The sequence below is a fragment of the Shewanella sp. FJAT-52076 genome (genome assembly GCF_019457455.1).
GTDB lineage: Bacteria > Pseudomonadota > Gammaproteobacteria > Enterobacterales > Shewanellaceae > Shewanella > Shewanella zhangzhouensis.
On sequence record NZ_CP080415.1, the window covers coordinates 218,034 to 242,654 of the forward strand.

Sequence of the window (24,621 nt, forward strand, 5' to 3'; positions counted from 1 at the left end):
ATAAGAATACAATCTATGGCCGATTTTTGAGCCCCGAGCCGATGAAAAGGTATTTTTAAGGGGAAATTCGGACAGGCGGATCCCGAAAGGGGATACCTAGCTCAGGCCGTAGTGAGTAACGGAATTAACCGATGACGACAAATACTGAAAACCAGGGCAGTTCTCTGGATATCGTAAAGTGGGGCATAGCCATACTGCTGCTGGCAGCTGCCGTAGTGGGTAACCAGATGTACAGCGAGGCCAGCGTGGTCGTACGTGCTCTGGGTGTGATCGTGGCCTTTGCTATTGCCGGATTTATTGCTCTGCAAACCGTGAAAGGAAAGCAGGCACTGGCATTTGCCCGTGAGTCTCACATCGAAGTGAAAAAAGTGGTTTGGCCTACCCGTCAGGAAGCCTTGAACACCACCTTCATCGTGCTGGCCGCAACCGCCGTACTGGCACTGATCCTTTGGGGTCTGGATGCGTTGCTGCTGAAAATCGTTAATTTGATCACCGGTGTATAACTCGATGACTGAAGCTAAAGAAGCAAAGAAAAGATGGTATGTGGTACAGGCTTTCTCTGGTTATGAGGGGCGTGTAGCCAAGTCTCTGGTCGAGCACATCAAGATGCACGGCATGGAGCAATATTTCGGTGAAGTGCTGGTGCCGACCGAAGAAGTAGTTGAAATGCGTGCCGGTCAGCGTCGCAAGAGCGAGCGTAAGTTTTTCCCCGGCTACGTACTGGTGCAAATGGAAATGAACGATGATTCCTGGCATCTGGTGAAGAGCATCCCACGTGTGATGGGCTTTATCGGCGGTACTTCAGACCGTCCTGCGCCTATCACTGACCGTGAAGCCGATGCCATCCTGCGTCGTCTGCAGGAAACCACCGAGTCTCCGACTCATCGCGTTATGTACGAACCCGGTGAAGTGGTGCGTGTGGTCGATGGCCCATTCGCTGACTTCAACGGTACCGTAGAAGAAGTGGATTATGACAAGAGCCGCGTAAAAGTGTCGGTTATGATCTTCGGTCGTTCTACACCGGTTGAATTGGACTTTAATCAGGTTGAAAAAAGCTGATTAAATAAAATACAAAATCCGTTTGGCAACGGGTGCGGATTTCTATATAATCCGCACCCGTTGTTTTCGGGGAGCCCCTCGCATGTTGCTTGGAGCGTTTGAACCCAAACTGAGGAAAATCAGATGGCAAAGAAAATTGAAGCTTATATTAAGCTGCAAGTAAAATCCGGATCTGCAAACCCTTCACCACCAGTTGGTCCAGCTCTGGGTCAAAAAGGTGTGAACATCATGGAATTCTGTAAAGCGTTTAACGCCCGTACAGAAAAAATGGAAAAGGGCATGCCTATCCCTGTAGTGATCACTGTGTACAGCGATCGCTCATTCACTTTCGAAACCAAGACGCCTCCAGCTTCATTCCTGCTCAAGCAGGCTGCTGGCCTGAAATCAGGTTCTAGCCGTCCTAACACCCAGAAAGTGGGTACTATCAAGCGTGCAAAAGTTCAGGAAATCGCTGAACTGAAAGCAGCTGACATGACTGGTGCTGACGTTGAAGCGATGACTCGCTCAATCGAAGGTACTGCACGTTCAATGGGCTTGGTAGTAGAGGACTAATAGAATGGCTAAGCTGACTAAACGCATGCGCGTAATCCGCGAGAAAGTGGACGCTACCAAAGCTTACGACATCAACGAAGCTATCACTCTGCTGAAAGAACTGGCTACTGCCAAGTTCGTTGAGAGCGTAGACGTTGCTGTAAACCTGGGCGTAGACCCACGTAAATCTGACCAAAACGTTCGTGGCGCCATCGTTCTGCCACACGGTACTGGTCGTGACGTACGTGTAGCCGTGTTCACCCAGGGTGCCAACGCTGAAGCCGCTAAAGAAGCTGGTGCTGAGCTGGTTGGTATGGAAGATCTGGCTGAGCAGGTGAAAGCCGGCGAAATGAACTTCGACGTAGTTATTGCTTCTCCAGATGCAATGCGCGTTGTTGGTATGCTGGGTCAAATCCTCGGCCCACGTGGTCTGATGCCTAACCCTAAGACTGGCACTGTAACTCCTAACGTTGCTGAAGCCGTTAAGAATGCCAAAGCTGGTCAGGTTCGCTATCGCAACGACAAGAACGGTATTATCCACACCACTATCGGTAAGGTTGATTTCGATTCTGTTAAGCTGAAAGAAAACCTGGAAGCTCTGCTGGTTGCTCTGAAGAAGCAAAAGCCAGCTGCTGCCAAGGGCCAGTACGTTAAGAAAGTGAGCATTTCCACCACTATGGGTGCCGGTGTTTCTGTTGACCAGAACACCCTGGAAGCCACTGCTTAATTTTACAAGGGGCGCGCATTAATCTATAATGCGCGCACTTTTGTGGGTTGAAGCCCGTTTTTCGTCCCTGACAAACGCGGGTTTCCGTCCAAGACCGCAGGTGTAAATCATTAGATTCACTTAATTTCCTGCGTAGACGGTGACAGTCCCCAGTTTAGATTTTTTCTGCTGGATACTCTGCACCGTAAGTCACTCACCTTCGGGTGGGTAGGTAAATTCCGGGTTTTCCCGGGTAGAATCCAGGAGTATAGCCAATGGCATTAAGACTCGAAGACAAAAAAGCGATTGTTGCTGAAGTCAACGAAGCTGCCAAAGGTGCACTGTCTGCAGTAGTTGCCGATTCTCGCGGTGTTACTGTAGGCGCCATGACCACTCTGCGTAAAACTGCTCGCGCCAACGGCGTGTACGTACGTGTAGTACGTAACACTCTGGCTCGTCGCGCAGTTGAAGGTACTGCTTTTGAGTGCCTGAGCGAAGTGTTCACTGGCCCAACTTTGATTGCTTTCTCTAACGAGCACCCAGGTGCCGCCGCACGTCTGCTGAAAGACTTCGCGAAAGAGCAAGCCAAATTCGAAGTTAAAGGTGCAGCTTTCGAAGGGAACTTCATCCCTGCAGCTGACATTGATCGTTTGGCAAAACTGCCAACTTACGAAGAAGCACTGGCACAGCTGATGATGACTATGAAGGAAGCATCTGCTGGCAAGTTCGTTCGTACACTGGCTGCACTGCGCGATCAAAAACAAGAAGCCGCTTAATTTTAAGCTGGTTGCTTGAATTAATTGAATTCAGAACATTAGGAAATTTTTGTTATGTCTATCACTAAAGACCAAATCCTCGAAGCCTTTGCAGCTATGTCTGTAATGGAAGTTGTTGAACTGATCGAAGCTATGGAAGAGAAGTTCGGTGTTTCTGCCGCTGCTGCCGTAGTTGCCGGTGGTGCTGCTGATGCTGGCGCTGCTGCTGAAGAGAAGACCGAGTTCGACGTAGTTCTGACCTCTCACGGCGACAACAAAGTTGGCGTGATCAAGGCCATCCGTGGCGCTACCGGTCTGGGTCTGAAAGAAGCCAAAGCTATGGCTGAAGCTGCTCCAGTAGCCGTTAAAGAAGCTGTTTCTAAAGAAGAAGCCGAAGCTCTGAAGAAAGAGCTGGAAGAAGCTGGCGCTCAAGTAGAGATCAAGTAAGCTATTCTTTAGCTTACAACATTCGGGTTAGTCCCCGGATGGAGGCTGACGGTTTTTTAGCCGTCGGCCTTTTTTGCGCTGTAAGCGCCGGCGATTTTTTTTCACCGTTTATCGCCAAAGTCTGCAGTCCCTAGCAGTGATTATTGGTTAGGTTCTTGCCTTCAACGGTGATGGGCAAACGTGCTGGATTAACAAAGAGTTAATTCAGTCTTGGTCACATCTCGCAAGCAAGAGGAAACCCATGGTTTACTCCTATTCTGAAAAGAAGCGTATTCGCAAAGACTTTGGTAAGCGTCCGCAAGTACTGGACATTCCTTACCTGTTGTCTATTCAGTTAGATTCTTTCAAGAAGTTCACCGATCAAGATCCTACCGGTGAGCGCGGTTTGGAAGCCGCCTTCCGCAGCGTTTTCCCCATCAAGAGCTTTTCCGGTAACTCCGAGCTGCAATATGTCAGCTATAAGCTGGGTGAGCCTGTATTTGATGTGAAAGAATGCCAGATCCGTGGCGTTACTTATTCTGCCCCCCTGCGCGTAAAACTGCGCATGGTATTGTTTGACCGTGAAGCCGCTCCCGGCACGGTTAAAGACATTAAAGAACAAGAAGTCTACATGGGGGATATCCCTCTGATGACTGAAAACGGTACTTTCGTTATCAACGGTACCGAGCGTGTTATCGTTTCTCAGCTGCACCGCTCTCCTGGTGTGTTCTTCGACCACGACCGTGGTAAGACTCACTCTTCAGGCAAGGTGCTGTATAACGCGCGTATTATCCCTTACCGTGGTTCTTGGCTGGACTTCGAATTCGATCCGAAGGATGCTTTGTTCGTTCGTATCGACCGTCGTCGTAAACTGCCGGCAACCATTATCCTGCGTGCCCTGGAGTTTTCTACCCAGGACATCCTGGATCTCTTCTTTGAGCGCGTAGACTTCACCATCAAGAAAGATTCTTTGGTGATGAAGCTGCTGCCTGAGCGTCTGCGCGGTGAAACCGCCAGCTACGACATCAAAGATGCCGAAGGCAACATCGTGGTTGAAAAGGGCCGTCGTATCACTGCCCGTCATATCCGCCAGCTGGAAAAAACCAACACCACTGAACTGGAAGTACCGGTTGAGTACATCGTTGGTAAGATTGCTGCCCAGGACTATATCGATCCGGATACCGGTGAAGTGTTGGTGACTGCCAACAACGAAATCCGTCTGGAAGATCTGGCTCAGCTGTCGCTGGCCGGTATCAAGGATATCTCCACGCTCTATATCAACGAGCTGGACCACGGTGCCTACATCTCCGACACCCTGCGTATCGATTCCACCACCAACCGCCTCGAGGCATTGGTTGAAATCTATCGCATGATGCGTCCTGGCGAGCCACCAACCAAGGATGCTGCCGAAGCCCTGTTCCAGAACCTGTTCTTCAGCGAAGAACGTTATGACCTGTCCAAAGTAGGTCGTATGAAGTTCAACCGTCGTCTGGAAATTGCCGATGACGTGGGCACCGGCGTACTGTCTAACGACGATATCGTTGCGGTGATGAAGAAGATCATCGAAATCCGTAACGGTAACGACGAAGTGGATGATATCGACCACCTGGGTAACCGTCGTATCCGCTCTGTGGGCGAAATGGCTGAGAACCAGTTCCGTGTAGGTCTGGTACGTGTTGAGCGCGCTGTACGTGAGCGTCTGTCGCTGGGCGACCTGAACGAGCTGATGCCTCAGGACCTCATCAACGCCAAGCCAATTTCTGCTGCAGTGAAAGAGTTCTTCGGTTCTTCTCAGCTGTCTCAGTTTATGGACCAGAACAACCCGCTGTCTGAAGTAACCCACAAGCGCCGTATTTCGGCCCTGGGTCCAGGCGGTCTGACCCGTGAGCGCGCCGGCTTCGAAGTCCGTGACGTACACCCAACTCACTACGGTCGTCTGTGTCCAATTGAGACCCCTGAAGGTCCAAACATTGGTCTGATTAACTCGCTGGCTACCTTCGCCCGCACCAACTCTTACGGCTTCCTGGAAACTCCATACCGTAAAGTGGTTGATGGCGTTGTAACCGACGACGTTGAATACCTGTCAGCCATCGAAGAAGGCCGCTATGTGATTGCACAGGCCAACATCGAGCTGGACGGCGAAGGTCGCATCCTGGAAGAACAGGTTGCCTGTCGTCATAAGGGCGAATCTACCTTTATGCGCGCCTCTGACATCCAGTACATGGACGTATCGCCACAACAGATCATCTCTGTTGCAGCGTCTCTGATCCCGTTCCTTGAACACGACGACGCCAACCGCGCACTCATGGGCGCGAACATGCAACGTCAGGCCGTTCCAACCCTGCGCGCTGAAAAGCCGCTGGTAGGTACAGGTATTGAACGTGCTCTGGCTGTGGACTCAGGCGTAGTAGTCGCTGCCAAGCGTGGCGGTGTGATTGACTACGTTGATGCCAGCCGCATCGTGGTGAAGGTTAACGAAGACGAGCTGCGCCCAGGCGAAGCCGGTATCGACATCTACAACCTGACCAAATACACCCGTTCTAACCAGAACACCTGTATCAACCAGCGTCCATGCTGTCAGGTAGGCGACCCAATCGTACGTGGTGACGTACTGGCTGACGGTCCTTCTACTGACCTTGGCGACCTGGCTCTGGGTCAGAACATGCGCGTGGCGTTCATGCCATGGAACGGTTACAACTTCGAAGACTCCATCCTCATCTCTGAGCGTGTAGTTCAAGACGACCGTTTCACCACCATTCACATTCAGGAACTGTCCTGTATCGCCCGTGATACCAAGCTCGGTAGCGAAGAGATCACCGCTGACATTCCAAACGTGGGTGAGTCTGCGCTGTCTAAGCTCGATGAGTCCGGTATCGTTTACATCGGTGCTGAAGTTAAAGGTGGCGACATTCTGGTTGGTAAGGTAACGCCAAAAGGCGAAACCCAGCTGACGCCGGAAGAGAAACTGCTGCGCGCCATCTTCGGTGAAAAGGCCTCTGATGTTAAGGACAGCTCTCTGCGCGTGCCTAACTCAGTGACCGGTACCGTAATCGACGTTCAGGTATTTACCCGTGACGGCGTTGAGAAAGACAAGCGTGCCATCGAAATCGAAGAGATGCACATCGCCCAGGCCCGTAAGGACCTGTCCGAAGAGTTCAAGATCCTCGAAGAAGGCGTTCTGAGCCGTGCCCGTAACCTGCTGCTTGCCGGTGGTTACACTCAGGCCCAGCTGGATGCCATTCCACGCAAGGAACTGCTGACTCAGGTTATCGATGACGAGACCAAGCAGACTGAACTTGAGCAACTGGCCGAACAGCATGAAGAGCTGAAAGCCGACTTCGACAAGAAGTTTGAGCACAAGCGTCGCAAGATCACCCAGGGCGATGACCTGGCTCCAGGCGTACTGAAGATCGTTAAGGTTTACCTGGCGGTTAAGCGTACCATCCAGCCTGGTGACAAGATGGCCGGTCGTCACGGTAACAAGGGTGTGATCTCCAAGATCTGTCCTATCGAAGATATGCCATACGACGAGCAGGGTAACCCTGTGGACATCGTACTGAACCCACTCGGTGTACCATCTCGTATGAACATCGGTCAGGTTCTGGAAGTTCACATGGGCGCTGCTGCCAAGGGTATCGGTAACCGCATTCAAGCCATGCTCGAAGAGCAGCGTGAAGTGGCTGAGCTGCGTGGCTATATCAAGCAGGCTTACGATCTGGGTGAAACCCAGCAGAAAGTGGATATCGAGTCCTTTACCGACGAAGAAGTTATCCGCCTGGCCAAGCACCTGAAAGATGGTCTGCCAACTGCGACTCCAGCGTTCGACGGCGCCAAAGAGAAAGAGATCAAGCAGATGCTCGAACTCGCAGGCCTGCCGACTTCTGGTCAGCTGCGTCTGTTTGATGGTCGTACCGGTAATGCCTTCGAGCGTGAAGTAACCGTAGGTTACATGTACATGCTCAAGCTGAACCACTTGGTCGACGACAAGATGCACGCCCGTTCTACCGGTTCTTACAGTCTGGTTACCCAGCAGCCACTCGGCGGTAAGGCCCAGTTTGGTGGTCAGCGTTTCGGTGAGATGGAAGTGTGGGCCCTGGAAGCATACGGTGCTGCGTACACCCTCCAGGAAATGCTCACTGTTAAGTCCGATGACGTGAACGGCCGTACACAGATGTATAAGAACATCGTGGACGGAAACCACCAGATGCAACCTGGTATGCCTGAGTCCTTCAACGTACTGCTGAAGGAGATCCGTTCGCTCGGTATCAACATCGAGCTGGATCAAGAGTAACAGGGCGCCAAGCGCGTTTGGCAATTAACACGGTGTCCCGTCTGCAGGGACGGGGCACCTGGTTTAACTCCTTCAGGAGAGAAACGTGAAAGACTTATTAAAGTTTCTGAAACAGCAGGGTAAGACCGAAGAGTTTGAAGGTATCAAGATTGGTCTGGCTTCGCCTGACCTGATCCGTTCATGGTCTTTTGGTGAAGTGAAAAAGCCAGAAACCATCAACTACCGTACCTTCAAGCCTGAGCGTGAAGGTCTGTTCTGTGCCCGTATCTTTGGTCCTGTGAAGGACTACGAGTGTCTGTGCGGTAAGTACAAGCGTCTGAAGCACCGCGGTGTTATCTGTGAGAAGTGCGGCGTTGAAGTTACCCAGACCAAGGTGCGTCGTGAGCGCATGGGTCACATCGAACTGGCCAGCCCAGTTGCCCACATCTGGTTCTTGAAGTCACTTCCGTCCCGTATCGGTCTGATGCTGGATATGACGCTGCGTGACATCGAGCGCGTGCTGTATTTTGAATCTTACGTAGTAATCGAGCCAGGCATGACCAGCCTGGAGCGCGGTCAGATGCTGACCGAAGAAAACTACCTGGATGCGCTGGAAGAATACGGTGACGAATTCGAAGCCAAGATGGGCGCCGAAGCCGTACTGGATCTGCTGCGTGCCATCGACCTCGAGAAAGAAATCGAGCAGATGCGCGAAGAGCTGCCTTCTATCAACTCAGAGACCCGTCGCAAGAAAGTGACCAAGCGTCTGAAGCTGATTGAAGCTTTCTACACCTCTGGCAACAAGCCAGAGTGGATGATCCTGAAAGTGCTGCCAGTTCTGCCACCGGATCTGCGTCCGTTGGTTCCGCTGGACGGCGGTCGTTTTGCGACTTCGGATCTGAACGATCTGTATCGCCGCGTGATCAACCGTAACAACCGTCTGAAGCGTCTGCTGGATCTCGCTGCGCCAGACATCATCGTACGCAACGAAAAGCGTATGCTGCAGGAATCTGTGGATGCGCTGCTGGACAACGGCCGTCGTGGCCGTGCTATCACCGGCTCTAACAAGCGTCCTCTGAAGTCCCTGGCCGACATGATCAAGGGTAAGCAAGGTCGTTTCCGTCAGAACCTGCTGGGTAAACGCGTTGACTACTCAGGCCGTTCGGTAATTACCGTAGGTCCTACTCTGCGTCTGCATCAGTGCGGTCTGCCAAAGAAAATGGCTCTCGAGCTGTTCAAGCCCTTCATCTACGGCAAGCTGGAAGGTCGTGGCCTGGCCACCACCATCAAAGCCGCCAAGAAGATGGTAGAGCGCGAAGTTGCCGAGGTTTGGGACGTACTGGATGAAGTGATCCGCGAACACCCAGTGATGCTCAACCGTGCACCAACACTGCACCGTCTGGGTATTCAGGCGTTCGAACCTGTACTGATTGAAGGTAAGGCAATCCAACTGCACCCACTGGTGTGTGCGGCATACAACGCCGACTTCGACGGTGACCAGATGGCGGTACACGTACCTCTGACTCTGGAAGCTCAGCTGGAAGCCCGTGCGCTGATGATGTCTACCAACAACATCCTGTCGCCAGCCAACGGTGAGCCAATCATCGTTCCTTCTCAGGACGTGGTACTGGGTCTCTACTACATCAGCCGTGAGCGTGTAAACGGTCGCGGTGAAGCCATGGCGTTCGAGTCTGTTGCTGAAGCTGAAAAAGCTTACCGCGTAGGTGCTGCCGAGCTGCACGCCCGCGTGAAAGTACGTATTACCGAAACCATCATTGGTGAAAACGGTGAGCGTACCAAGCAGCGTCGTATCGTGGACACCACTGTCGGTCGTGCCATCCTGTCTCAAATCCTGCCAGCCGGTCTGTCTTTCGACCTGGTTAACCAGGACATGGGCAAGAAGCAGATCTCCAAGCTGCTGAACACCTGTTACCGTCAGCTGGGTCTGAAAGATACCGTTATCTTCGCTGACCAACTGATGTACACCGGTTTCCAGTACGCCACCATCTCCGGTGCCTCTGTGGGTATCAACGACATGGTGATCCCAGAAGAGAAATACTCTCTGGTGGCCGATGCCGAAGCCGAAGTTATCGAGATCCAGGAGCAGTTCCAGTCTGGTCTGGTAACCGCCGGTGAGCGTTACAACAAGGTCATCGACATCTGGGCAAGTGCCAACGAGAAGGTGTCCAAGGCGATGATGGAAAACCTGTCTTCCGAGACAGTGATCAACCGTCATGGCGAAGAAGAAAAGCAGAAGTCGTTCAACAGCATCTATATGATGGCCGACTCAGGCGCACGGGGTAGTGCCGCTCAGATCCGTCAGTTGGCGGGTATGCGTGGTCTGATGGCCAAGCCAGACGGCTCCATCATCGAAACGCCCATCGTGGCGAACTTCCGTGAAGGTCTGAACGTACTCCAGTACTTTATCTCTACCCACGGTGCCCGTAAGGGTCTGGCGGATACCGCACTGAAGACAGCGAACTCTGGTTACCTGACTCGTCGTCTGGTAGACGTGGCTCAGGATCTGGTGATCATCGAAGACGACTGTGGCGCGACCGAAGGTCTGTCCATGAAGCCGCTGATTGAAGGTGGTGACGTGGTTGAGCCGCTGCGTGAGCGCGTGCTGGGCCGTGTGGTTGCCGAAGACGTGATGTACCCAGGTACTGACGAAGTGCTGGCACCTCGCAACACCCTGCTGGACGAAGCCTGGTGTGACAAGCTCGAACAGCACAGTGTTGACGAAGTACAGGTTCGCTCTGTAATTACCTGTGAAACCGACTTTGGTGTGTGTGCCAAGTGTTACGGCCGTGACCTGGCCCGTGGCCACATCATCAACATGGGTGAGGCCATCGGTGTGGTTGCCGCCCAGTCAATTGGTGAACCAGGTACACAGCTGACGATGCGTACGTTCCACATCGGTGGTGCGGCGTCTCGAGCGTCTGCCGAAAACAGCGTACAGGTGAAGAACGCCGGTACCCTGAAGCTGCACAACGCCAAGTACGTTACCAACAGCGACGGCAAACTGGTTATCGTGTCTCGCTCTTCTGAGCTGGCCATCATTGATGAGCTGGGTCGTGAGAAAGAGCGCTACAAGGTACCATACGGTACCGTGCTCGACACCAAAGAAGGTGCTGAGGTGAATGCCGGCCAGATCATTGCGAACTGGGATCCGCACACTCACCCAATCATCACTGAAGTGGCGGGTAGCATTAAGTTCGTAGACATGATTGACGGTGTAACCATTACCCGTCAGACCGACGAACTGACCGGTCTGTCTTCAATCGTGGTACTGGACGTGGGTCAGCGTACCTCTGCCGGTAAAGAAATGCGTCCAGCAGTTCGTCTGGTAGATGACAACGGCAACGACCTGACTATCCCAGGCACAGACGTTCCTGCGCAGTACTTCCTGCCTGGCAACGCGATCGTGAACCTGGACGACAACGCCAAGATCAGCGTGGGTGACGCCCTGGCACGTATTCCTCAGGAATCGTCCAAGACCCGCGACATCACCGGTGGTCTGCCACGGGTTGCTGACCTGTTCGAAGCCCGTCGTCCGAAAGAGCCTGCGATCCTGGCCGAAATCAGCGGTACTATCTCCTTCGGTAAAGAAACCAAGGGTAAGCGCCGTCTGGTTATCACCCCGAATGACGGTGGCGATGCTTACGAGGAAATGATTCCTAAGTGGCGTAACCTGAACGTGTTCGAAGGTGAAAAGGTTGAGCGTGGTGAAGTTATCGCCGACGGCCCAGAGTCAGCCCATGATATTCTGCGTCTGCGTGGCATCCACAACGTGGCCAACTACATCGTGAACGAAGTACAGGACGTTTACCGTCTGCAGGGTGTAAAGATCAACGACAAGCACATCGAGGTGATCATTCGCCAGATGCTGCGTAAGTGCATCATCACCCAGGCCGGTGATTCCGAGTTCCTGGAAGGTGAACAGGTAGAAGTGGCCCGCGTGAAGATTGCCAACCGCGATCTGGAAGCTGCCGGTAAGCTGCCAGCCAAGTTCGAACGCGAACTGCTGGGTATTACCAAAGCGTCTCTGGCGACTGAGTCCTTCATCTCTGCGGCCTCGTTCCAGGAAACCACCCGCGTTCTGACCGAAGCAGCTGTTGGCGGCAAGTCTGACAACCTGCGTGGTCTGAAAGAGAACGTGATTGTAGGCCGTCTGATCCCAGCCGGTACCGGTTTCGCTTACCACAAGAATCGCGCCAAGGCGCGTGCTGCCGGTGAAGAAACTGCGGCTCCGACCATTACTGCCAGCGAAGCTGAGCAGAACCTGGCGGACCTGCTGAATCTGGCCGGAAGCCAGGAGTAAGTTACCACTCTGTAAAAAAGGCGCCCTCGGGCGCCTTTTTTGTGTCCATAAGGCCTCAATAGTTGGCTATTTCTTGACAGTTTGCCTCGACCTTTCTAAAATTCCGCGTCCCACTACTGTGGGATTAGATTTTTACACCCTTACGTTGAGCTTTTTCAACTAAACGGAGCAATAAATGGCAACTGTAAATCAGTTGGTACGTAAGCCACGTGCACCTAAAGTCGACAAGACTAACGTGCCAGCGCTGGAAGCGTGCCCACAGAAGCGTGGTGTTTGTACTCGTGTGTACACCACCACCCCTAAGAAACCAAACTCTGCACTGCGTAAAGTAGCTCGTGTGCGTTTGACCAACGGTTTTGAAGTTACTTCATACATCGGCGGTGAAGGCCACAACCTGCAGGAGCACAGTGTGATCCTGATCCGTGGCGGTCGTGTTAAAGACCTGCCAGGTGTTCGCTATCACACCATTCGTGGCGCTCTGGACTGTGCTGGTGTGAACGCTCGCCGCCAGGCTCGTTCTAAGTACGGTGCCAAGCGTCCTAAGTCTTAATGGTTATCCGTTAAGTAAGGCCAAGCTTTTTTTTAATACTTCCAGTTTTGGAAATACCTGAAGCATACGGAGAATTGTTATGCCAAGACGTCGCGTAGTAGGTCAGCGCAAGATCCTGCCTGATCCAAAGTTCAATAGTGAGTTGCTGGCTAAGTTCATCAACGTCATTATGCAAGACGGTAAGAAGTCCGTCGCTGAAAAAATCATTTACAAGGCTCTGGATGTAGTTGCCGAGAAGAAAGGCGCCGATCACCTGGTGATCCTGGAAGCTGCTCTGGACAACGTTCGTCCTTCTGTTGAAGTTAAGTCCCGCCGTGTTGGTGGTTCTACTTACCAGGTTCCTTGTGAAGTCCGTCCAGTACGTCGCAACGCTCTGGCGATGCGCTGGTTGGTTGAAGCTGCTCGTAAGCGTGGTGAAAAATCTATGGCTCTGCGTCTGGCCGGCGAAATGCTGGATGCATCCGACAACAAAGGCACTGCAGTGAAGAAACGTGAAGACGTTCACCGCATGGCCGAAGCGAACAAAGCGTTCGCTCATTACCGCTGGTAATAAAAATGGCGAGGACAGCCTCGGCTGTCCTCGCCACTACGGATTTTGCCGGAAGTCTTTCCGGTATAGAGGATTATTATCGTGGCTCGTACAACTCCCATTGAGCGTTACCGTAACATCGGTATTTGTGCTCATGTTGATGCAGGCAAAACTACCACCACCGAGCGTGTGCTGTTTTACACTGGCCTGTCTCATAAAATCGGTGAAGTACACGATGGTGCCGCGACCACTGACTGGATGGTTCAGGAGCAGGAACGTGGTATTACCATTACCTCGGCTGCCGTAACCACCTTCTGGCGCGGTATGGACGCTCAGTTCACCGAACACCGCATCAACATCATCGACACCCCCGGACACGTTGACTTCACCATTGAAGTAGAGCGCTCTTTGCGCGTACTCGACGGTGCCGTCGTGGTTTTCTGTGGCGCCTCAGGCGTTGAGCCTCAGTCAGAGACTGTATGGCGTCAGGCCAACAAGTACGGCGTGCCACGCATGGTGTTCGTTAACAAGATGGACCGTGCCGGTGCTGATTTCGATCGCGTATGCAACCAGATCCGTAAGCGTCTGGGGGCGACCTGTGTCCCTATCCAATTGAACATTGGTGCGGAAGAACACTTTAAAGGCGTGATTGACCTTATCAAGATGAAAGCCATCAACTGGAACGAAGCGGACCAGGGGATGACCTTCACCTATGAAGATATTCCTGCGGATCTCCTGGATAAAGCCACTGAGATGCGCGAGTACCTGGTAGAGAGTGCCGCCGAAGCGACTGAAGAGCTGATGGAAAAGTACCTGGAAACAGGCGAGCTGACCGAAGCTGAAATCAAGGCCGCACTGCGCCAGCGTACTATCAACAACGAAATCGTTCTGGCCACCTGTGGCAGTGCCTTCAAGAATAAAGGCGTGCAAGCAGTGCTGGATGCCGTTGTTGAGTACTTGCCAGCTCCTGTCGATGTGCCCGCCATTAAGGGTATCGATGATTACGAGAAAGAAGTTGAGCGTCACGCTGACGACAACGCGCCTTTCTCCGCGCTGGCATTCAAGATTGCTACTGACCCATTCGTGGGTACCTTGACCTTTATCCGTGTGTACTCCGGTGTGCTGGAATCCGGCGCTTCCGTGTACAACTCGGTCAAGCAAAAGCGTGAGCGTATTGGTCGTATCGTGCAGATGCACGCCAACGATCGTACTGAACTCAAAGAAGTACGTGCCGGTGATATTGCCGCCGCTATTGGTCTGAAAGAAGTTACTACGGGTGATACCCTGTGTGATTCAGACAATAAGGTGGTCCTGGAACGTATGGAGTTTCCAGAGCCTGTGATCACGATTGCCGTGGAGCCGCGCTCCAAGGCCGACCAGGACAAGATGGGTATCGCGCTGCAAAAGCTGGCTGCTGAAGATCCGTCTTTCCGGGTTGAGACTGACGCTGAGTCTGGTCAAACTCTGATTTCTGGTATGGGTGAGCTACACTTGGACATTATCGTTGACCGTATGCGTCGCGAATTTAACGTCGAGTGTAACGTGGGTAAGCCTCAGGTGGCCTACCGCGAAACTATCCGTGCCAAAGTCGAAGCCGAAGGTAAGTTCGTACGTCAATCCGGTGGTCGTGGCCAGTTTGGTCATGTCTGGTTGCGTATCGAGCCCAACGAAGATGGCGCCGGCTATGAATTTGTCAACGAAATCGTGGGTGGTGTGGTTCCCAAGGAATACATCCCTGCCGTTGACAAGGGTATCCAGGAGCAGATGAAGAACGGTGTACTCGCCGGCTTCCCTGTGCTGGACGTGAAGGTCACCCTGTTCGATGGCTCCTACCACGATGTGGACTCGAACGAAATGGCCTTCAAAGTTGCAGGTTCAATGGGCTTCAAAAAGGGCGCGCTCGAGGCGAACCCTGTGTTGCTCGAGCCTTGCATGAAGGTAGAGGTAACTACCCCTGAAGACTACATGGGTGACGTAGTAGGTGATCTGAACCGTCGTCGTGGTCTGATTGAAGGTATGGACGATGGCGTCGGTGGCGTTAAGATAGTCCATGCCGTTGTGCCTCTGTCTGAAATGTTTGGTTATGCGACTGATTTGCGCTCTGCAACTCAGGGTCGTGCGTCATACTCCATGGAGTTCTTTAAGTACGCCGACGCGCCGCAGAACATAGCAAAGGCAGTTATTGAAGCCCGCAGCTGATGTCCAGCAAGGGTGTAACTGTTATATTAACTGATATTGCCCGCTCGTATTGACGGGTATTTCTGAAAAGAAAGGAATATATCGTGGCTAAAGCTAAATTCGAACGTACTAAACCCCACGTAAACGTGGGCACCATCGGTCACGTTGACCATGGTAAAACCACTCTGACCGCTGCTATCTCTCACGTACTGGCTAAGACCTACGGTGGTGAGGCGAAGGACTTCTCTCAGATCGACAACGCCCCAGAAGAGCGTGAGCGTGGTATTACCATCAACACCTCTCACATCGAGTACGACACTCCTACTCGTCACTACGCCCACGTAGACTGCCCAGGCCACGCTGACTATGTTAAAAACATGATCACCGGTGCTGCCCAGATGGACGGCGCTATCCTGGTAGTAGCTGCGACTGACGGCCCAATGCCACAGACTCGTGAGCACATCCTGCTGTCTCGTCAGGTAGGTGTACCTTTCATCATCGTGTTCATGAACAAGTGTGACATGGTAGATGACGAAGAGCTGCTGGAACTGGTAGAGATGGAAGTTCGTGAACTGCTGTCTGAATACGACTTCCCAGGTGATGACCTGCCAGTAATTCAGGGTTCTGCTCTGAAAGCGCTGGAAGGCGACGCTGCATGGGAAGGCAAGATCATCGAGCTGGCCGAGGCCCTGGATTCTTACATCCCTGAGCCAGAGCGTGCTATCGACAAAGCATTCCTGATGCCAATCGAAGACGTATTCTCTATCTCTGGCCGTGGTACTGTAGTAACAGGTCGTGTAGAGCGCGGTATCATCAAAGTTGGTGAAGAAGTAGAAATCGTAGGTATCAAAGATACCACCAAGACTACCTGTACCGGCGTTGAGATGTTCCGTAAGCTGCTGGACGAAGGTCGTGCCGGTGAGAACTGCGGTATCCTGCTGCGTGGTACCAAGCGTGATGAAGTTGAGCGTGGTCAGGTTCTGTCCAAGCCAGGCACCATCAAGCCACACACCAAGTTCGAATCAGAAGTATACGTACTGTCTAAAGAAGAAGGTGGTCGTCACACTCCATTCTTCAAAGGCTACCGTCCACAGTTCTACTTCCGTACAACTGACGTGACCGGTACCATCGAACTGCCAGAAGGCGTAGAGATGGTAATGCCAGGCGACAACATCAAGATGGTTGTCACCCTGATTTGCCCAATCGCGATGGACGAAGGCCTGCGCTTCGCTATCCGTGAAGGCGGCCGCACAGTAGGTGCTGGTGTAGTAGCCAAGATCCACGAGTAATCTCGTAGACTTGGAAGAAGGCGACCTCAGGGTCGCCTTTTTTATTGGGATTCAGCAGAGTTTGGCGCTGTGCATAAAAGGCTGGTAATTTGTGCAAAAGTCCGTATAATGCCCCGCTACTTACGTTACGACAGAAAACTGTCGACGAATTGCGCAACTGACTTGATCCTGCCTGCCGGCCGTGTATAATAAGCCGCTCGCAAACTCAGGTTAGCGACATAGTTGACCGGGCTTTAAGCCATGGTAACTACTACAGCGACCCCGATTGGGGGTCGAACGGTTAAATCATCTCGCTCTGTCTTTCCCGGATGGGAAATGGCTAGAGGGTGATTTTTTATGTGTTCATTTTAGGAGCTCTGGTCAATGCAGAACCAAAGAATCCGTATCCGCTTGAAAGGATTTGATCATCGTTTGATCGATCAGTCCACTGCGGAAATCGTTGAAACTGCTAAGCGCACTGGCGCTCAGGTTCGTGGTCCTATCCCACTGCCTACTCGCAAAGAGCGTTTCACCGTTTTGATCTCTCCGCACGTTAATAAAGATGCTCGTGACCAGTACGAACTGCGTACTCACAAGCGTCTGGTTGACATCGTTGAGCCAACTGAGAAAACCGTTGACGCACTGATGCGTCTGGATCTCGCTGCTGGCGTTGATGTCCAGATTAGCTTGGGTTAACAGAGATCCTTATAAGAGGTTTGTAGAGATGGCTATCGGTCTTATTGGTCGTAAAGTGGGCATGACCCGCATCTTCACCGAAGATGGCGTGTCTATCCCTGTTACTGTAATCGAAGTAGAAGCCAACCGCGTAACCCAGGTGAAGACTCTGGAAAACGACGGTTATCGCGCACTTCAAGTTACAACTGGTGCCAAAAAAGCCCATCGCGTTACTAAGCCAGAAGCTGGCCACTTTGCCAAGGCAGGCGTTGAAGCCGGCCGTGGTCTGTGGGAAATGCGTCTGGGCGAAGGTGAAGGCGAAGGCATTGAAGTTGGTGCTGAGCTGAATGTAGAGATCTTCGCTGACGTTCAGAAAGTTGACGTGACTGGTCAATCCAAAGGTAAAGGCTTCCAGGGCGGTGTTAAGCGCTGGAACTTCCGTACTCAGGACATGACTCACGGTAACTCTTTGTCACACCGCGCTAACGGTTCTATCGGTCAGAACCAGACGCCAGGTCGTGTATTCAAAGGCAAAAAGATGTCAGGTCATATGGGCGCTGAGCGCGTTACCACTCAAAATCTGGACGTAGTACGTGTAGATGTTGAGCGTAACCTGCTGCTGGTTAAGGGTGCCGTTCCAGGCGCTACTAACGGCGACCTGATCATCAAGCCAGCTGTTAAAGCATAAGGTCTGAGGAGATAGTAATGGAATTGGTATTGAAAGACGCCTCTCGCGCTCTTGAAGTTTCCGAGACTACCTTCGGCCGTGACTTTAACGAAGCACTGGTTCATCAGGTAGTTGTAGCTTACGCTGCGAACGCGCGTCAGGGCACTCGTGCTCAGAAGACTCGCGCTGAAATCACTGGCACTGGCAAAAAGCCATGGCGCCAGAAAGGTACCGGTCGCGCTCGTGCCGGCGGTATCAAAGGTCCACTGTGGCGTGGTGGTGGCGTAACATTCGCTGCTAAAACCCAAGATCACAGCCAAAAAGTAAACAAGAAGATGTACCGCGGCGCTCTGATGAGCATTCTGTCCGAGCTGGTACGTCAAGAGCGTCTGGTTGTAGTTGAACAGTTCGCCGTTGAAGCTCCTAAAACTAAAGAGCTGAAGGCCAAGCTGAAAGCTATGGACCTGGAAGACGTGCTGATTGTGACTGCAGAAGTTGATGAGAACCTGTTCCTGGCTGCCCGCAACCTGTACAAGGTTGACGTGCGTGACGTAGCAGGTCTGGATCCAGTAAGCCTGATCGCGTTCAACAAGGTTCTGGTAACTGCTGACGCTGTGAAGCAAATCGAGGAGATGCTGGCATGATCCGCGAAGAGCGTTTACTGAAAGTTATCCTGGCACCACACATCTCTGAAAAGAGCACCGTGGTTGCTGAGAAGACCAACACTGTAGTTTTCCGTGTAGCTATCGATGCCACCAAGAGTGAAATCAAAGCTGCCGTTGAGAAACTGTTCGAAGTTGAAGTTGCTGGTGTGCGCACCCTGATCAACAAAGGCAAAACCAAGCGTCACGGTGCCCGTGTAGGCCGTCGTAGCGATTGGAAAAAAGCCTATGTGACTCTGGCTGCCGGTGCTGACATCGACTTCGTTGGCGCTGAAGCGTAAGGAGAACACCCATGGCAATTGTTAAGTGTAAGCCTACTTCTCCAGGTCGTCGTGGCGTTGTTAAGATCGTTAACAGCGATCTGCACAAGGGCAAGCCTTTCGCTGGCCTGCTGGCCAAGAAGTCCAAGAGCGGTGGTCGTAACAACACTGGTCGTATCACTACCCGTCACGTTGGTGGTGGTCACAAGCAACACTACCGTCTGATCGATTTCAAGCGTAACAAAGACGGTATCCCAGGTAAGATTGAGCGTCTGGAGTACGATCCAAACCGTACCGCCAACATCGCTCTGGTGCTGTATGCCGACGGTGAGCGCCGTTACATCCTGGCTGCCAAAGGCATGCAGGCTGGCGACAAAGTCGTTTCTGGCGTTGATGCAGACATCAAGACCGGTAACGCTCTGCCACTGCGCAACATCCCTGTGGGTTCTGTTGTTCACGCTGTGGAAATGAAGCCTGGCAAAGGCGCCCAGATCGCTCGTTCTGCTGGTGCTTACGTTCAGGTAGTAGCTCGTGACGGCGAATACGCCACTCTGCGTCTGCGCTCCGGCGAAATGCGTAAAGTGCCTGTAGACTGCCGCGCTACTCTGGGCGAAGTGGGTAATGCCGAACACATGCTGCGTCAGCTGGGTAAAGCTGGTGCCAAGCGTTGGAGAGGTGTACGCCCAACAGTTCGTGGTGTTGCCATGAACCCAGTAGATCACCCACACGGTGGTGGTGAAGGCCGTACTTCTGGTGGCCGTCACCCAGTAACTCCTTGGGGTGTTCCAACCAAGGGTTACAAGACTCGCAGCAACAAACGCACCGACAAGTACATTGTACGTCGTCGTACTAAGTAATTAAGAGGATTCGCCATGCCACGTTCTCTCAAGAAAGGTCCATTTATCGACCTGCACTTGCTGAAGAAGGTAGAGAAAGCGGTGGAAGCCGGTGACAAAAAGCCTATCAAGACTTGGTCTCGCCGCTCTATGATCATCCCACAAATGATTGGGTTGACCATCGCTGTCCATAATGGGCGTCAGCACGTACCTGTGTTCGTTACTGACGAAATGATTGGTCACAAGCTTGGTGAGTTTTCACCAACTCGCACTTATCGCGGCCACGCTGCTGATAAGAAAGCGAAGAAGCGCTAATACGGGAGACTTAAGATGGAAGTTTTAGCTAAACATCGTTTTGCCCGTACGTCGCCTCAGAAGGCTCGCCTGGTCGCTGATCAGATCCGCGGTCTGCCTGTTGCCAAGGCCCTGGAGATTCTGACTTTCAGCCCTAAAAAGGCCGCCGTACTGGTTAAGAAAGTCGTTGATTCTGCTATCGCCAACGCCGAGCACAACGAAGGCGCTGACATTGACGATCTGAAAATCGCCAAGGTTTTCGTTGACGAAGGCCCAACTATGAAGCGCATCATGCCACGTGCCAAAGGCCGTGCTGATCGTATCATCAAGCGTACCAGCCACATCACTGTGGTTGTATCAGATCGCTAGGAGATAGAGAGCAATGGGACAGAAAGTACATCCTAATGGTATCCGTCTGGGTATCACCAAGCCTTGGATCTCTACCTGGTACGCCGATAAGTCAGATTATGCAAATAACCTGCACAGCGACTGGGAAGTGCGTAAGTTTCTGGAAAAGAAACTGGAAGCCGCATCAGTTTCCAAGATCGTGATTGAACGCCCAGCGAAAAGCATCCGCGTTACCATCCACACTGCCCGTCCAGGCGTTGTGATCGGTAAGAAGGGTGAAGATGTTGAAGTACTGCGCGCTGAAGTTGCCAAGATTTCTGGCACTCCTGCCCAAATTAACATCGCTGAGATCCGTAAGCCTGAGCTGGACGCTAAGCTGGTTGCCGATTCTATCGCCCAACAGCTGGAGCGTCGCGTAATGTTCCGTCGTGCTATGAAGCGCGCTGTACAGAACGCCATGCGCATCGGTGCACAAGGTATCAAAGTTGAAGTTAGTGGCCGTCTCGGCGGCGCTGAGATTGCGCGTACCGAATGGTACCGTGAAGGTCGTGTGCCTCTGCACACACTGCGTGCTGATATCGACTACGCTACTTCTGAGAGTCACACCACCTACGGTGTGATCGGCATTAAAGTTTGGGTCTTCAAAGGTGAAGTTCTGGACGGCATGCTGCCTCAGGTAGAAGAGCCGAAACAGCAGCAACCTAAGCGCAAGCCTCGTGGTAAATAGGAGAGCCGGCAATGCTGCAACCAAAACGTATGAAGTTCCGCAAGATGCACAAAGGCCGCAACCGTGGTCTGGCTGCAGGTACTGAAGTAAGTTTCGGTACTTTTGGTCTGAAAGCTGTTGGCCGTGGTCGCCTGACAGCCCGTCAGATCGAGTCTGCGCGTCGTGCAATGACACGTCATGTTAAGCGTCAAGGTAAGATCTGGATCCGTGTCTTCCCTGACAAGCCAATTACCGCTAAGCCTCTCGAAGTGCGTATGGGTAAAGGTAAAGGTAACGTTGAATACTGGGTATGCCAGATTCAGCCTGGTAAGGTGCTCTATGAGATGGATGGCGTGTCCGAAGAGTTGGCCCGTGAGGCCTTCGGTCTGGCCGCTGCCAAACTGCCTATCAAGACTACCTTTGTAATTAAGACGGTGATGTAATGAAAGCGAGCGAACTGAGAGAAAAAAGCGTTGAAGAACTGAACGCTGAATTACTTGGTCTGCTGCGTGAGCAGTTTAACCTGCGTATGCAACACGCCACTGGCCAGCTGGCTCAAACTCACCAGCTGAAGCAAGTGCGCCGTAACATTGCGCGTGTTAAGACCATTATTACTTCTAAGGCGGGTGCATAATGTCTGACAAAATCCGTACTTTGCAGGGTCGTGTGACCAGCAACAAGATGGACAAGTCCATTACTGTGGCTGTTGAGCGTCTGGTGAAACACCCAATCTATGGTAAGTTCATCAAGCGTACAACCAAGATCCACGCCCACGACGAGCTGAACCAGTGCAACGAAGGCGATATCGTGACCATTCGCGAATGTCGTCCTCTGTCCAAGACCAAGTCCTGGACCCTGGTAGACGTAGTTTCTAAGGCTTAATTTTAGCCTGGAGAAAAACGGCCCCTTTTCGGGGCCGTTTGTTTTTAGCACTGTTCTTTCAAATTTAACGGTGTTATACTTGCGCGCCATTTTTGTCTGTTTTCGGATCGAAATGGTTAGTTAATGCCCCGAACAGGGGTTTGTGAAGTAACGATAGCGGAGCACTTAAAATGATCCAAATGCAATCGACTCTGGACGTCGCATGTAACAGTGGCGCTCGCAGAGTTCAGTGTATTAAGGTCTTGGGTGGCTCTCATCGTCGTTATGCCGGTATCGGCGACATCATCAAGGTTTCTGTTAAAGAAGCCATTCCTCGCGCTAAAGCGAAGAAAGGTGATGTGTATAACGCGGTGGTAGTCCGTACTAAGAAAGGCGTACGTCGTCCAGACGGTTCTGTCATTCGCTTCGATCGGAATGCAGCTGTTCTTCTGAACAACAACCTGCAGCCGATTGGTACTCGTATCTTTGGACCTGTGACACGTGAACTGCGTACTGAGCAATTCATGAAGATTGTGTCGCTGGCACCAGAAGTACTGTAAGGAGCTTCAAAATGGCAGCAAAAATCCGTCGTGAAGACGAAGTGATTGTACTGACCGGTAAAGACAAAGGTAAGCGTGGCAAAGTGACTCGCGTACTGGTTACCGGCAAGGTAGTTGTTGAAGGCATCAATCTCGTTAAGAAGCACACCAAGCCGAACCCACAACTGGGTATCACTGGTGGCATCGTAGAGAAAGAAGCTGCGATTCAAGTATCAAATGTGGCGATCTTTAACCCTGCTACTGGCAAGGCGGATCGTGTAGGTTTCCGATTTGAAGACGGTAAGAAAGTACGTTTCTTCAAATCGAATGGTGAACTCGTTAAGTAACTGGAGTAAACGATGGCGAAACTGCATGATAAATACAAAGAGACTGTTATCGCTGAACTGTCTAAAAAGTTCGGTTATACCAGTGTCATGCAAGTCCCTCGGATTGAGAAAATCACCCTGAACATGGGTGTTGGCGAAGCTGTTGCAGACAAAAAAATCATGGAAAATGCTGTCCGTGATATGACTGCAATTGCTGGTCAGAAGCCAGTGGTAACTGTTGCTCGCAAATCAGTTGCTGGTTTCAAAATCCGTGAAGGCTACCCTATTGGCTGCAAAGTAACCCTGCGCGGTGAGCGTATGTGGGAATTCTTTGAGCGTCTGCTGGATATCGCAATCCCTCGTATCCGTGACTTCCGTGGTCTGAGCGCTAAGTCGTTCGACGGCCGTGGTAACTACGCGATGGGTGTGCGTGAGCAAATCATCTTCCCTGAGATCGACTATGACAAGATCGATCGCGTTCGTGGTATGGACATTGTGATCACCACAACCGCCAAGAACGATGAGGAAGGTCGTGCTCTTCTGGACGCTTTTAACTTCCCATTCAAGAAATAAGGGGTAGCGTAATGGCAAAAACTTCAATGAAGGCACGCGAAGCCAAGCGTGCAGCTCTCGTGGCTAAGTATGCTGAAAAGCGTGCTGCTCTGAAAGCTATCATCAACAGCCCAGAGTCTTCCGACGATGCTCGTTGGGACGCTGTTCTGAAGCTGCAAGCTTTACCACGTGATTCCAGCGCCGCGCGTCAGCGTAACCGTTGTAATCAAACTGGTCGCCCACATGGTTTCCTGCGCAAGTTCGGCCTGAGCCGTATCAAGCTGCGTGAAGCTACCATGCGTGGTGAAGTTCCTGGTCTGCGTAAGGCCAGCTGGTAAGCACTTGTCACGGAGAAAGCTAATATGAGCATGCAAGATCCTATTGCGGATATGCTGACCCGTATCCGTAACGGCCAGGCTGCTAACAAAGTATCTGTGAAGATGCCTTCCGCTAAACTGAAAGTAGCTATCGCTAAGCTGCTGAAAGACGAAGGTTACATCACCGACTACGCTGTTGCGTCTGAAGGCAATAAAGCCGAGCTGGAAGTTACTCTGAAGTACTTCCAGGGCCGTCCAGTTGTTGAGACTATCCAGCGCGTAAGCCGTCCTGGTCTTCGTATTTACAAAGGTAAAGACGAACTGCCAAAAGTGATGGGTGGCCTGGGTATCGCAATCGTTTCCACTTCTAAAGGCCTGATGACTGATCGTGCCGCCCGCCTCGCTGGCATGGGTGGTGAGGTTATCTGCTACGTAGCATAAGGAGCTAGGAATGTCTCGTGTAGCAAAAGCACCTGTATCTATTCCTGCCGGCGTAGAGGTGACCTTAAATGGTCAGGAAATCACCGTTAAAGGCGGCAAAGGTACTCTGACTCGCGTAATCAACAGCGCTGTTGCAGTGACTGTTGAAGATGGCGCTATCAAGTTTGCCCCCGTAGAAGGCGTTGTTAACGCCTGGGCTCAAGCTGGTACTGCCCGCGCTCTTATCAACAACATGGTTGTTGGTGTATCTCAGGGTTTTGAGAAGAAGCTGCAGCTGGTTGGTGTAGGTTATCGTGCCAAAGTGGCCGGTAGCGACGTCGACCTGTCTCTGGGTTTCTCTCACCCACTGGTACACAAACTTCCTGCTGGCGTTACTGCTGAATGCCCAAGCCAAACCGAAATCGTTCTGCGTTCTATCGACAAAGAACTGGTTGGTCAAGTGGCTGCTGAGATTCGTGGCTATCGTCCACCAGAGCCTTACAAGGGCAAAGGTGTTCGCTACGCTAACGAAGAAGTACGCCGTAAAGAGGCTAAGAAGAAGTAA

The 24,621-nt window shown here is 52.1% G+C and carries 29 protein-coding genes; all 29 read left to right on the forward strand.

The window, feature by feature from the left end; all coding sequences use genetic code 11:
• Positions 1-131: 131 nt before the first annotated feature.
• The 29 genes from secE to rplF all read left to right on the forward strand — a co-directional run bounded on the left by secE (position 132) and on the right by rplF (position 24,621).
• A complete protein-coding gene (gene secE, locus K0H79_RS01005) occupies positions 132-503 on the forward strand; it encodes a preprotein translocase subunit SecE (protein WP_011758322.1) in 372 nt (123 codons plus the stop codon).
• 4 nt (positions 504-507) lie between these two features.
• Complete coding sequence (nusG, locus tag K0H79_RS01010) at positions 508-1,059, forward strand: transcription termination/antitermination protein NusG (RefSeq protein WP_011758323.1); 552 nt, start codon at positions 508-510, stop codon at positions 1,057-1,059.
• 123 nt (positions 1,060-1,182) lie between these two features.
• Positions 1,183-1,611, forward strand: coding sequence for a 50S ribosomal protein L11 (gene rplK, locus K0H79_RS01015; protein ID WP_011758324.1), 429 nt, complete (start codon positions 1,183-1,185; stop codon positions 1,609-1,611).
• Between the two features lie 4 nt (positions 1,612-1,615).
• On the forward strand, positions 1,616-2,317 hold the full coding sequence (gene rplA, locus K0H79_RS01020; RefSeq protein ID WP_220066368.1) for a 50S ribosomal protein L1: 702 nt from the start codon (positions 1,616-1,618) through the stop codon (positions 2,315-2,317).
• A gap of 254 nt (positions 2,318-2,571) precedes the next feature.
• A complete protein-coding gene (gene rplJ, locus K0H79_RS01025; RefSeq protein WP_203325696.1) occupies positions 2,572-3,072 on the forward strand; it encodes a 50S ribosomal protein L10 in 501 nt (166 codons plus the stop codon).
• 54 nt (positions 3,073-3,126) lie between these two features.
• Entirely contained in the window at positions 3,127-3,498 is a 372-nt protein-coding gene (gene rplL, locus K0H79_RS01030) for a 50S ribosomal protein L7/L12 (protein WP_011758327.1), read from the forward strand.
• A 241-nt stretch (positions 3,499-3,739) separates the two neighbouring features.
• Positions 3,740-7,768 (forward strand): DNA-directed RNA polymerase subunit beta, encoded by a 4,029-nt coding sequence (rpoB, locus tag K0H79_RS01035; RefSeq protein ID WP_220077037.1) that lies wholly within the window; start codon positions 3,740-3,742, stop codon positions 7,766-7,768.
• An 85-nt stretch (positions 7,769-7,853) separates the two neighbouring features.
• Positions 7,854-12,068 (forward strand): DNA-directed RNA polymerase subunit beta', encoded by a 4,215-nt coding sequence (gene rpoC / locus K0H79_RS01040; RefSeq protein WP_220066370.1) that lies wholly within the window; start codon positions 7,854-7,856, stop codon positions 12,066-12,068.
• Positions 12,069-12,243: 175 nt separating this feature from the next.
• Positions 12,244-12,618 carry a 30S ribosomal protein S12 gene (gene rpsL, locus K0H79_RS01045; RefSeq protein ID WP_126169079.1) on the forward strand — a complete coding sequence of 125 codons (375 nt, stop codon included), beginning with the start codon at positions 12,244-12,246 and terminating at the stop codon, positions 12,616-12,618.
• A gap of 79 nt (positions 12,619-12,697) precedes the next feature.
• On the forward strand, positions 12,698-13,168 hold the full coding sequence (rpsG, locus tag K0H79_RS01050) for a 30S ribosomal protein S7 (protein WP_220066371.1): 471 nt from the start codon (positions 12,698-12,700) through the stop codon (positions 13,166-13,168).
• Between the two features lie 81 nt (positions 13,169-13,249).
• A complete protein-coding gene (gene fusA, locus K0H79_RS01055) occupies positions 13,250-15,346 on the forward strand; it encodes an elongation factor G (RefSeq protein ID WP_011758332.1) in 2,097 nt (698 codons plus the stop codon).
• Positions 15,347-15,429: 83 nt separating this feature from the next.
• A complete protein-coding gene (tuf, locus tag K0H79_RS01060) occupies positions 15,430-16,614 on the forward strand; it encodes an elongation factor Tu (RefSeq protein ID WP_011758321.1) in 1,185 nt (394 codons plus the stop codon).
• 363 nt (positions 16,615-16,977) lie between these two features.
• Entirely contained in the window at positions 16,978-17,289 is a 312-nt protein-coding gene (gene rpsJ / locus K0H79_RS01065) for a 30S ribosomal protein S10 (RefSeq protein ID WP_011758333.1), read from the forward strand.
• Between the two features lie 28 nt (positions 17,290-17,317).
• Positions 17,318-17,956: a 50S ribosomal protein L3 gene (gene rplC / locus K0H79_RS01070; RefSeq protein ID WP_011758334.1), complete on the forward strand. Its 639-nt coding sequence runs from the start codon at positions 17,318-17,320 to the stop codon at positions 17,954-17,956.
• Positions 17,957-17,973: 17 nt separating this feature from the next.
• Entirely contained in the window at positions 17,974-18,579 is a 606-nt protein-coding gene (rplD, locus tag K0H79_RS01075) for a 50S ribosomal protein L4 (protein WP_011758335.1), read from the forward strand.
• Positions 18,576-18,878: a 50S ribosomal protein L23 gene (gene rplW, locus K0H79_RS01080; protein ID WP_011758336.1), complete on the forward strand. Its 303-nt coding sequence runs from the start codon at positions 18,576-18,578 to the stop codon at positions 18,876-18,878. Before rplD ends, rplW begins: the two co-directional genes overlap by 4 nt.
• Before the next feature lie 11 nt (positions 18,879-18,889).
• Positions 18,890-19,714, forward strand: coding sequence for a 50S ribosomal protein L2 (gene rplB / locus K0H79_RS01085; protein WP_220066372.1), 825 nt, complete (start codon positions 18,890-18,892; stop codon positions 19,712-19,714).
• A 15-nt stretch (positions 19,715-19,729) separates the two neighbouring features.
• The gene (gene rpsS / locus K0H79_RS01090) at positions 19,730-20,008 is read left to right on the forward strand and encodes a 30S ribosomal protein S19 (protein WP_011758338.1); all 279 of its coding nucleotides are present in this window, start codon (positions 19,730-19,732) and stop codon (positions 20,006-20,008) included.
• 15 nt (positions 20,009-20,023) lie between these two features.
• A complete protein-coding gene (rplV, locus tag K0H79_RS01095) occupies positions 20,024-20,356 on the forward strand; it encodes a 50S ribosomal protein L22 (protein WP_011758339.1) in 333 nt (110 codons plus the stop codon).
• Positions 20,357-20,369: 13 nt separating this feature from the next.
• The gene (rpsC, locus tag K0H79_RS01100) at positions 20,370-21,062 is read left to right on the forward strand and encodes a 30S ribosomal protein S3 (RefSeq protein WP_011758340.1); all 693 of its coding nucleotides are present in this window, start codon (positions 20,370-20,372) and stop codon (positions 21,060-21,062) included.
• A gap of 11 nt (positions 21,063-21,073) precedes the next feature.
• The gene (gene rplP, locus K0H79_RS01105) at positions 21,074-21,484 is read left to right on the forward strand and encodes a 50S ribosomal protein L16 (protein WP_011758341.1); all 411 of its coding nucleotides are present in this window, start codon (positions 21,074-21,076) and stop codon (positions 21,482-21,484) included.
• Positions 21,484-21,675, forward strand: coding sequence for a 50S ribosomal protein L29 (gene rpmC, locus K0H79_RS01110; RefSeq protein WP_011758342.1), 192 nt, complete (start codon positions 21,484-21,486; stop codon positions 21,673-21,675). The genes rplP and rpmC overlap by 1 nt, the downstream gene beginning before the upstream one ends.
• The gene (gene rpsQ, locus K0H79_RS01115; RefSeq protein WP_011758343.1) at positions 21,675-21,923 is read left to right on the forward strand and encodes a 30S ribosomal protein S17; all 249 of its coding nucleotides are present in this window, start codon (positions 21,675-21,677) and stop codon (positions 21,921-21,923) included. The genes rpmC and rpsQ overlap by 1 nt, the downstream gene beginning before the upstream one ends.
• Before the next feature lie 170 nt (positions 21,924-22,093).
• Entirely contained in the window at positions 22,094-22,462 is a 369-nt protein-coding gene (gene rplN / locus K0H79_RS01120; RefSeq protein ID WP_011758344.1) for a 50S ribosomal protein L14, read from the forward strand.
• Between the two features lie 11 nt (positions 22,463-22,473).
• A complete protein-coding gene (gene rplX, locus K0H79_RS01125; RefSeq protein ID WP_011758345.1) occupies positions 22,474-22,788 on the forward strand; it encodes a 50S ribosomal protein L24 in 315 nt (104 codons plus the stop codon).
• A 12-nt stretch (positions 22,789-22,800) separates the two neighbouring features.
• Positions 22,801-23,340 (forward strand): 50S ribosomal protein L5, encoded by a 540-nt coding sequence (gene rplE, locus K0H79_RS01130; RefSeq protein ID WP_011758346.1) that lies wholly within the window; start codon positions 22,801-22,803, stop codon positions 23,338-23,340.
• A gap of 11 nt (positions 23,341-23,351) precedes the next feature.
• Positions 23,352-23,657, forward strand: a complete 306-nt coding sequence (gene rpsN / locus K0H79_RS01135; protein ID WP_011758347.1) for a 30S ribosomal protein S14 — start codon at positions 23,352-23,354, stop codon at positions 23,655-23,657.
• A gap of 24 nt (positions 23,658-23,681) precedes the next feature.
• On the forward strand, positions 23,682-24,077 hold the full coding sequence (gene rpsH / locus K0H79_RS01140; protein ID WP_011758348.1) for a 30S ribosomal protein S8: 396 nt from the start codon (positions 23,682-23,684) through the stop codon (positions 24,075-24,077).
• 10 nt (positions 24,078-24,087) lie between these two features.
• Positions 24,088-24,621: a 50S ribosomal protein L6 gene (gene rplF / locus K0H79_RS01145; RefSeq protein ID WP_011758349.1), complete on the forward strand. Its 534-nt coding sequence runs from the start codon at positions 24,088-24,090 to the stop codon at positions 24,619-24,621.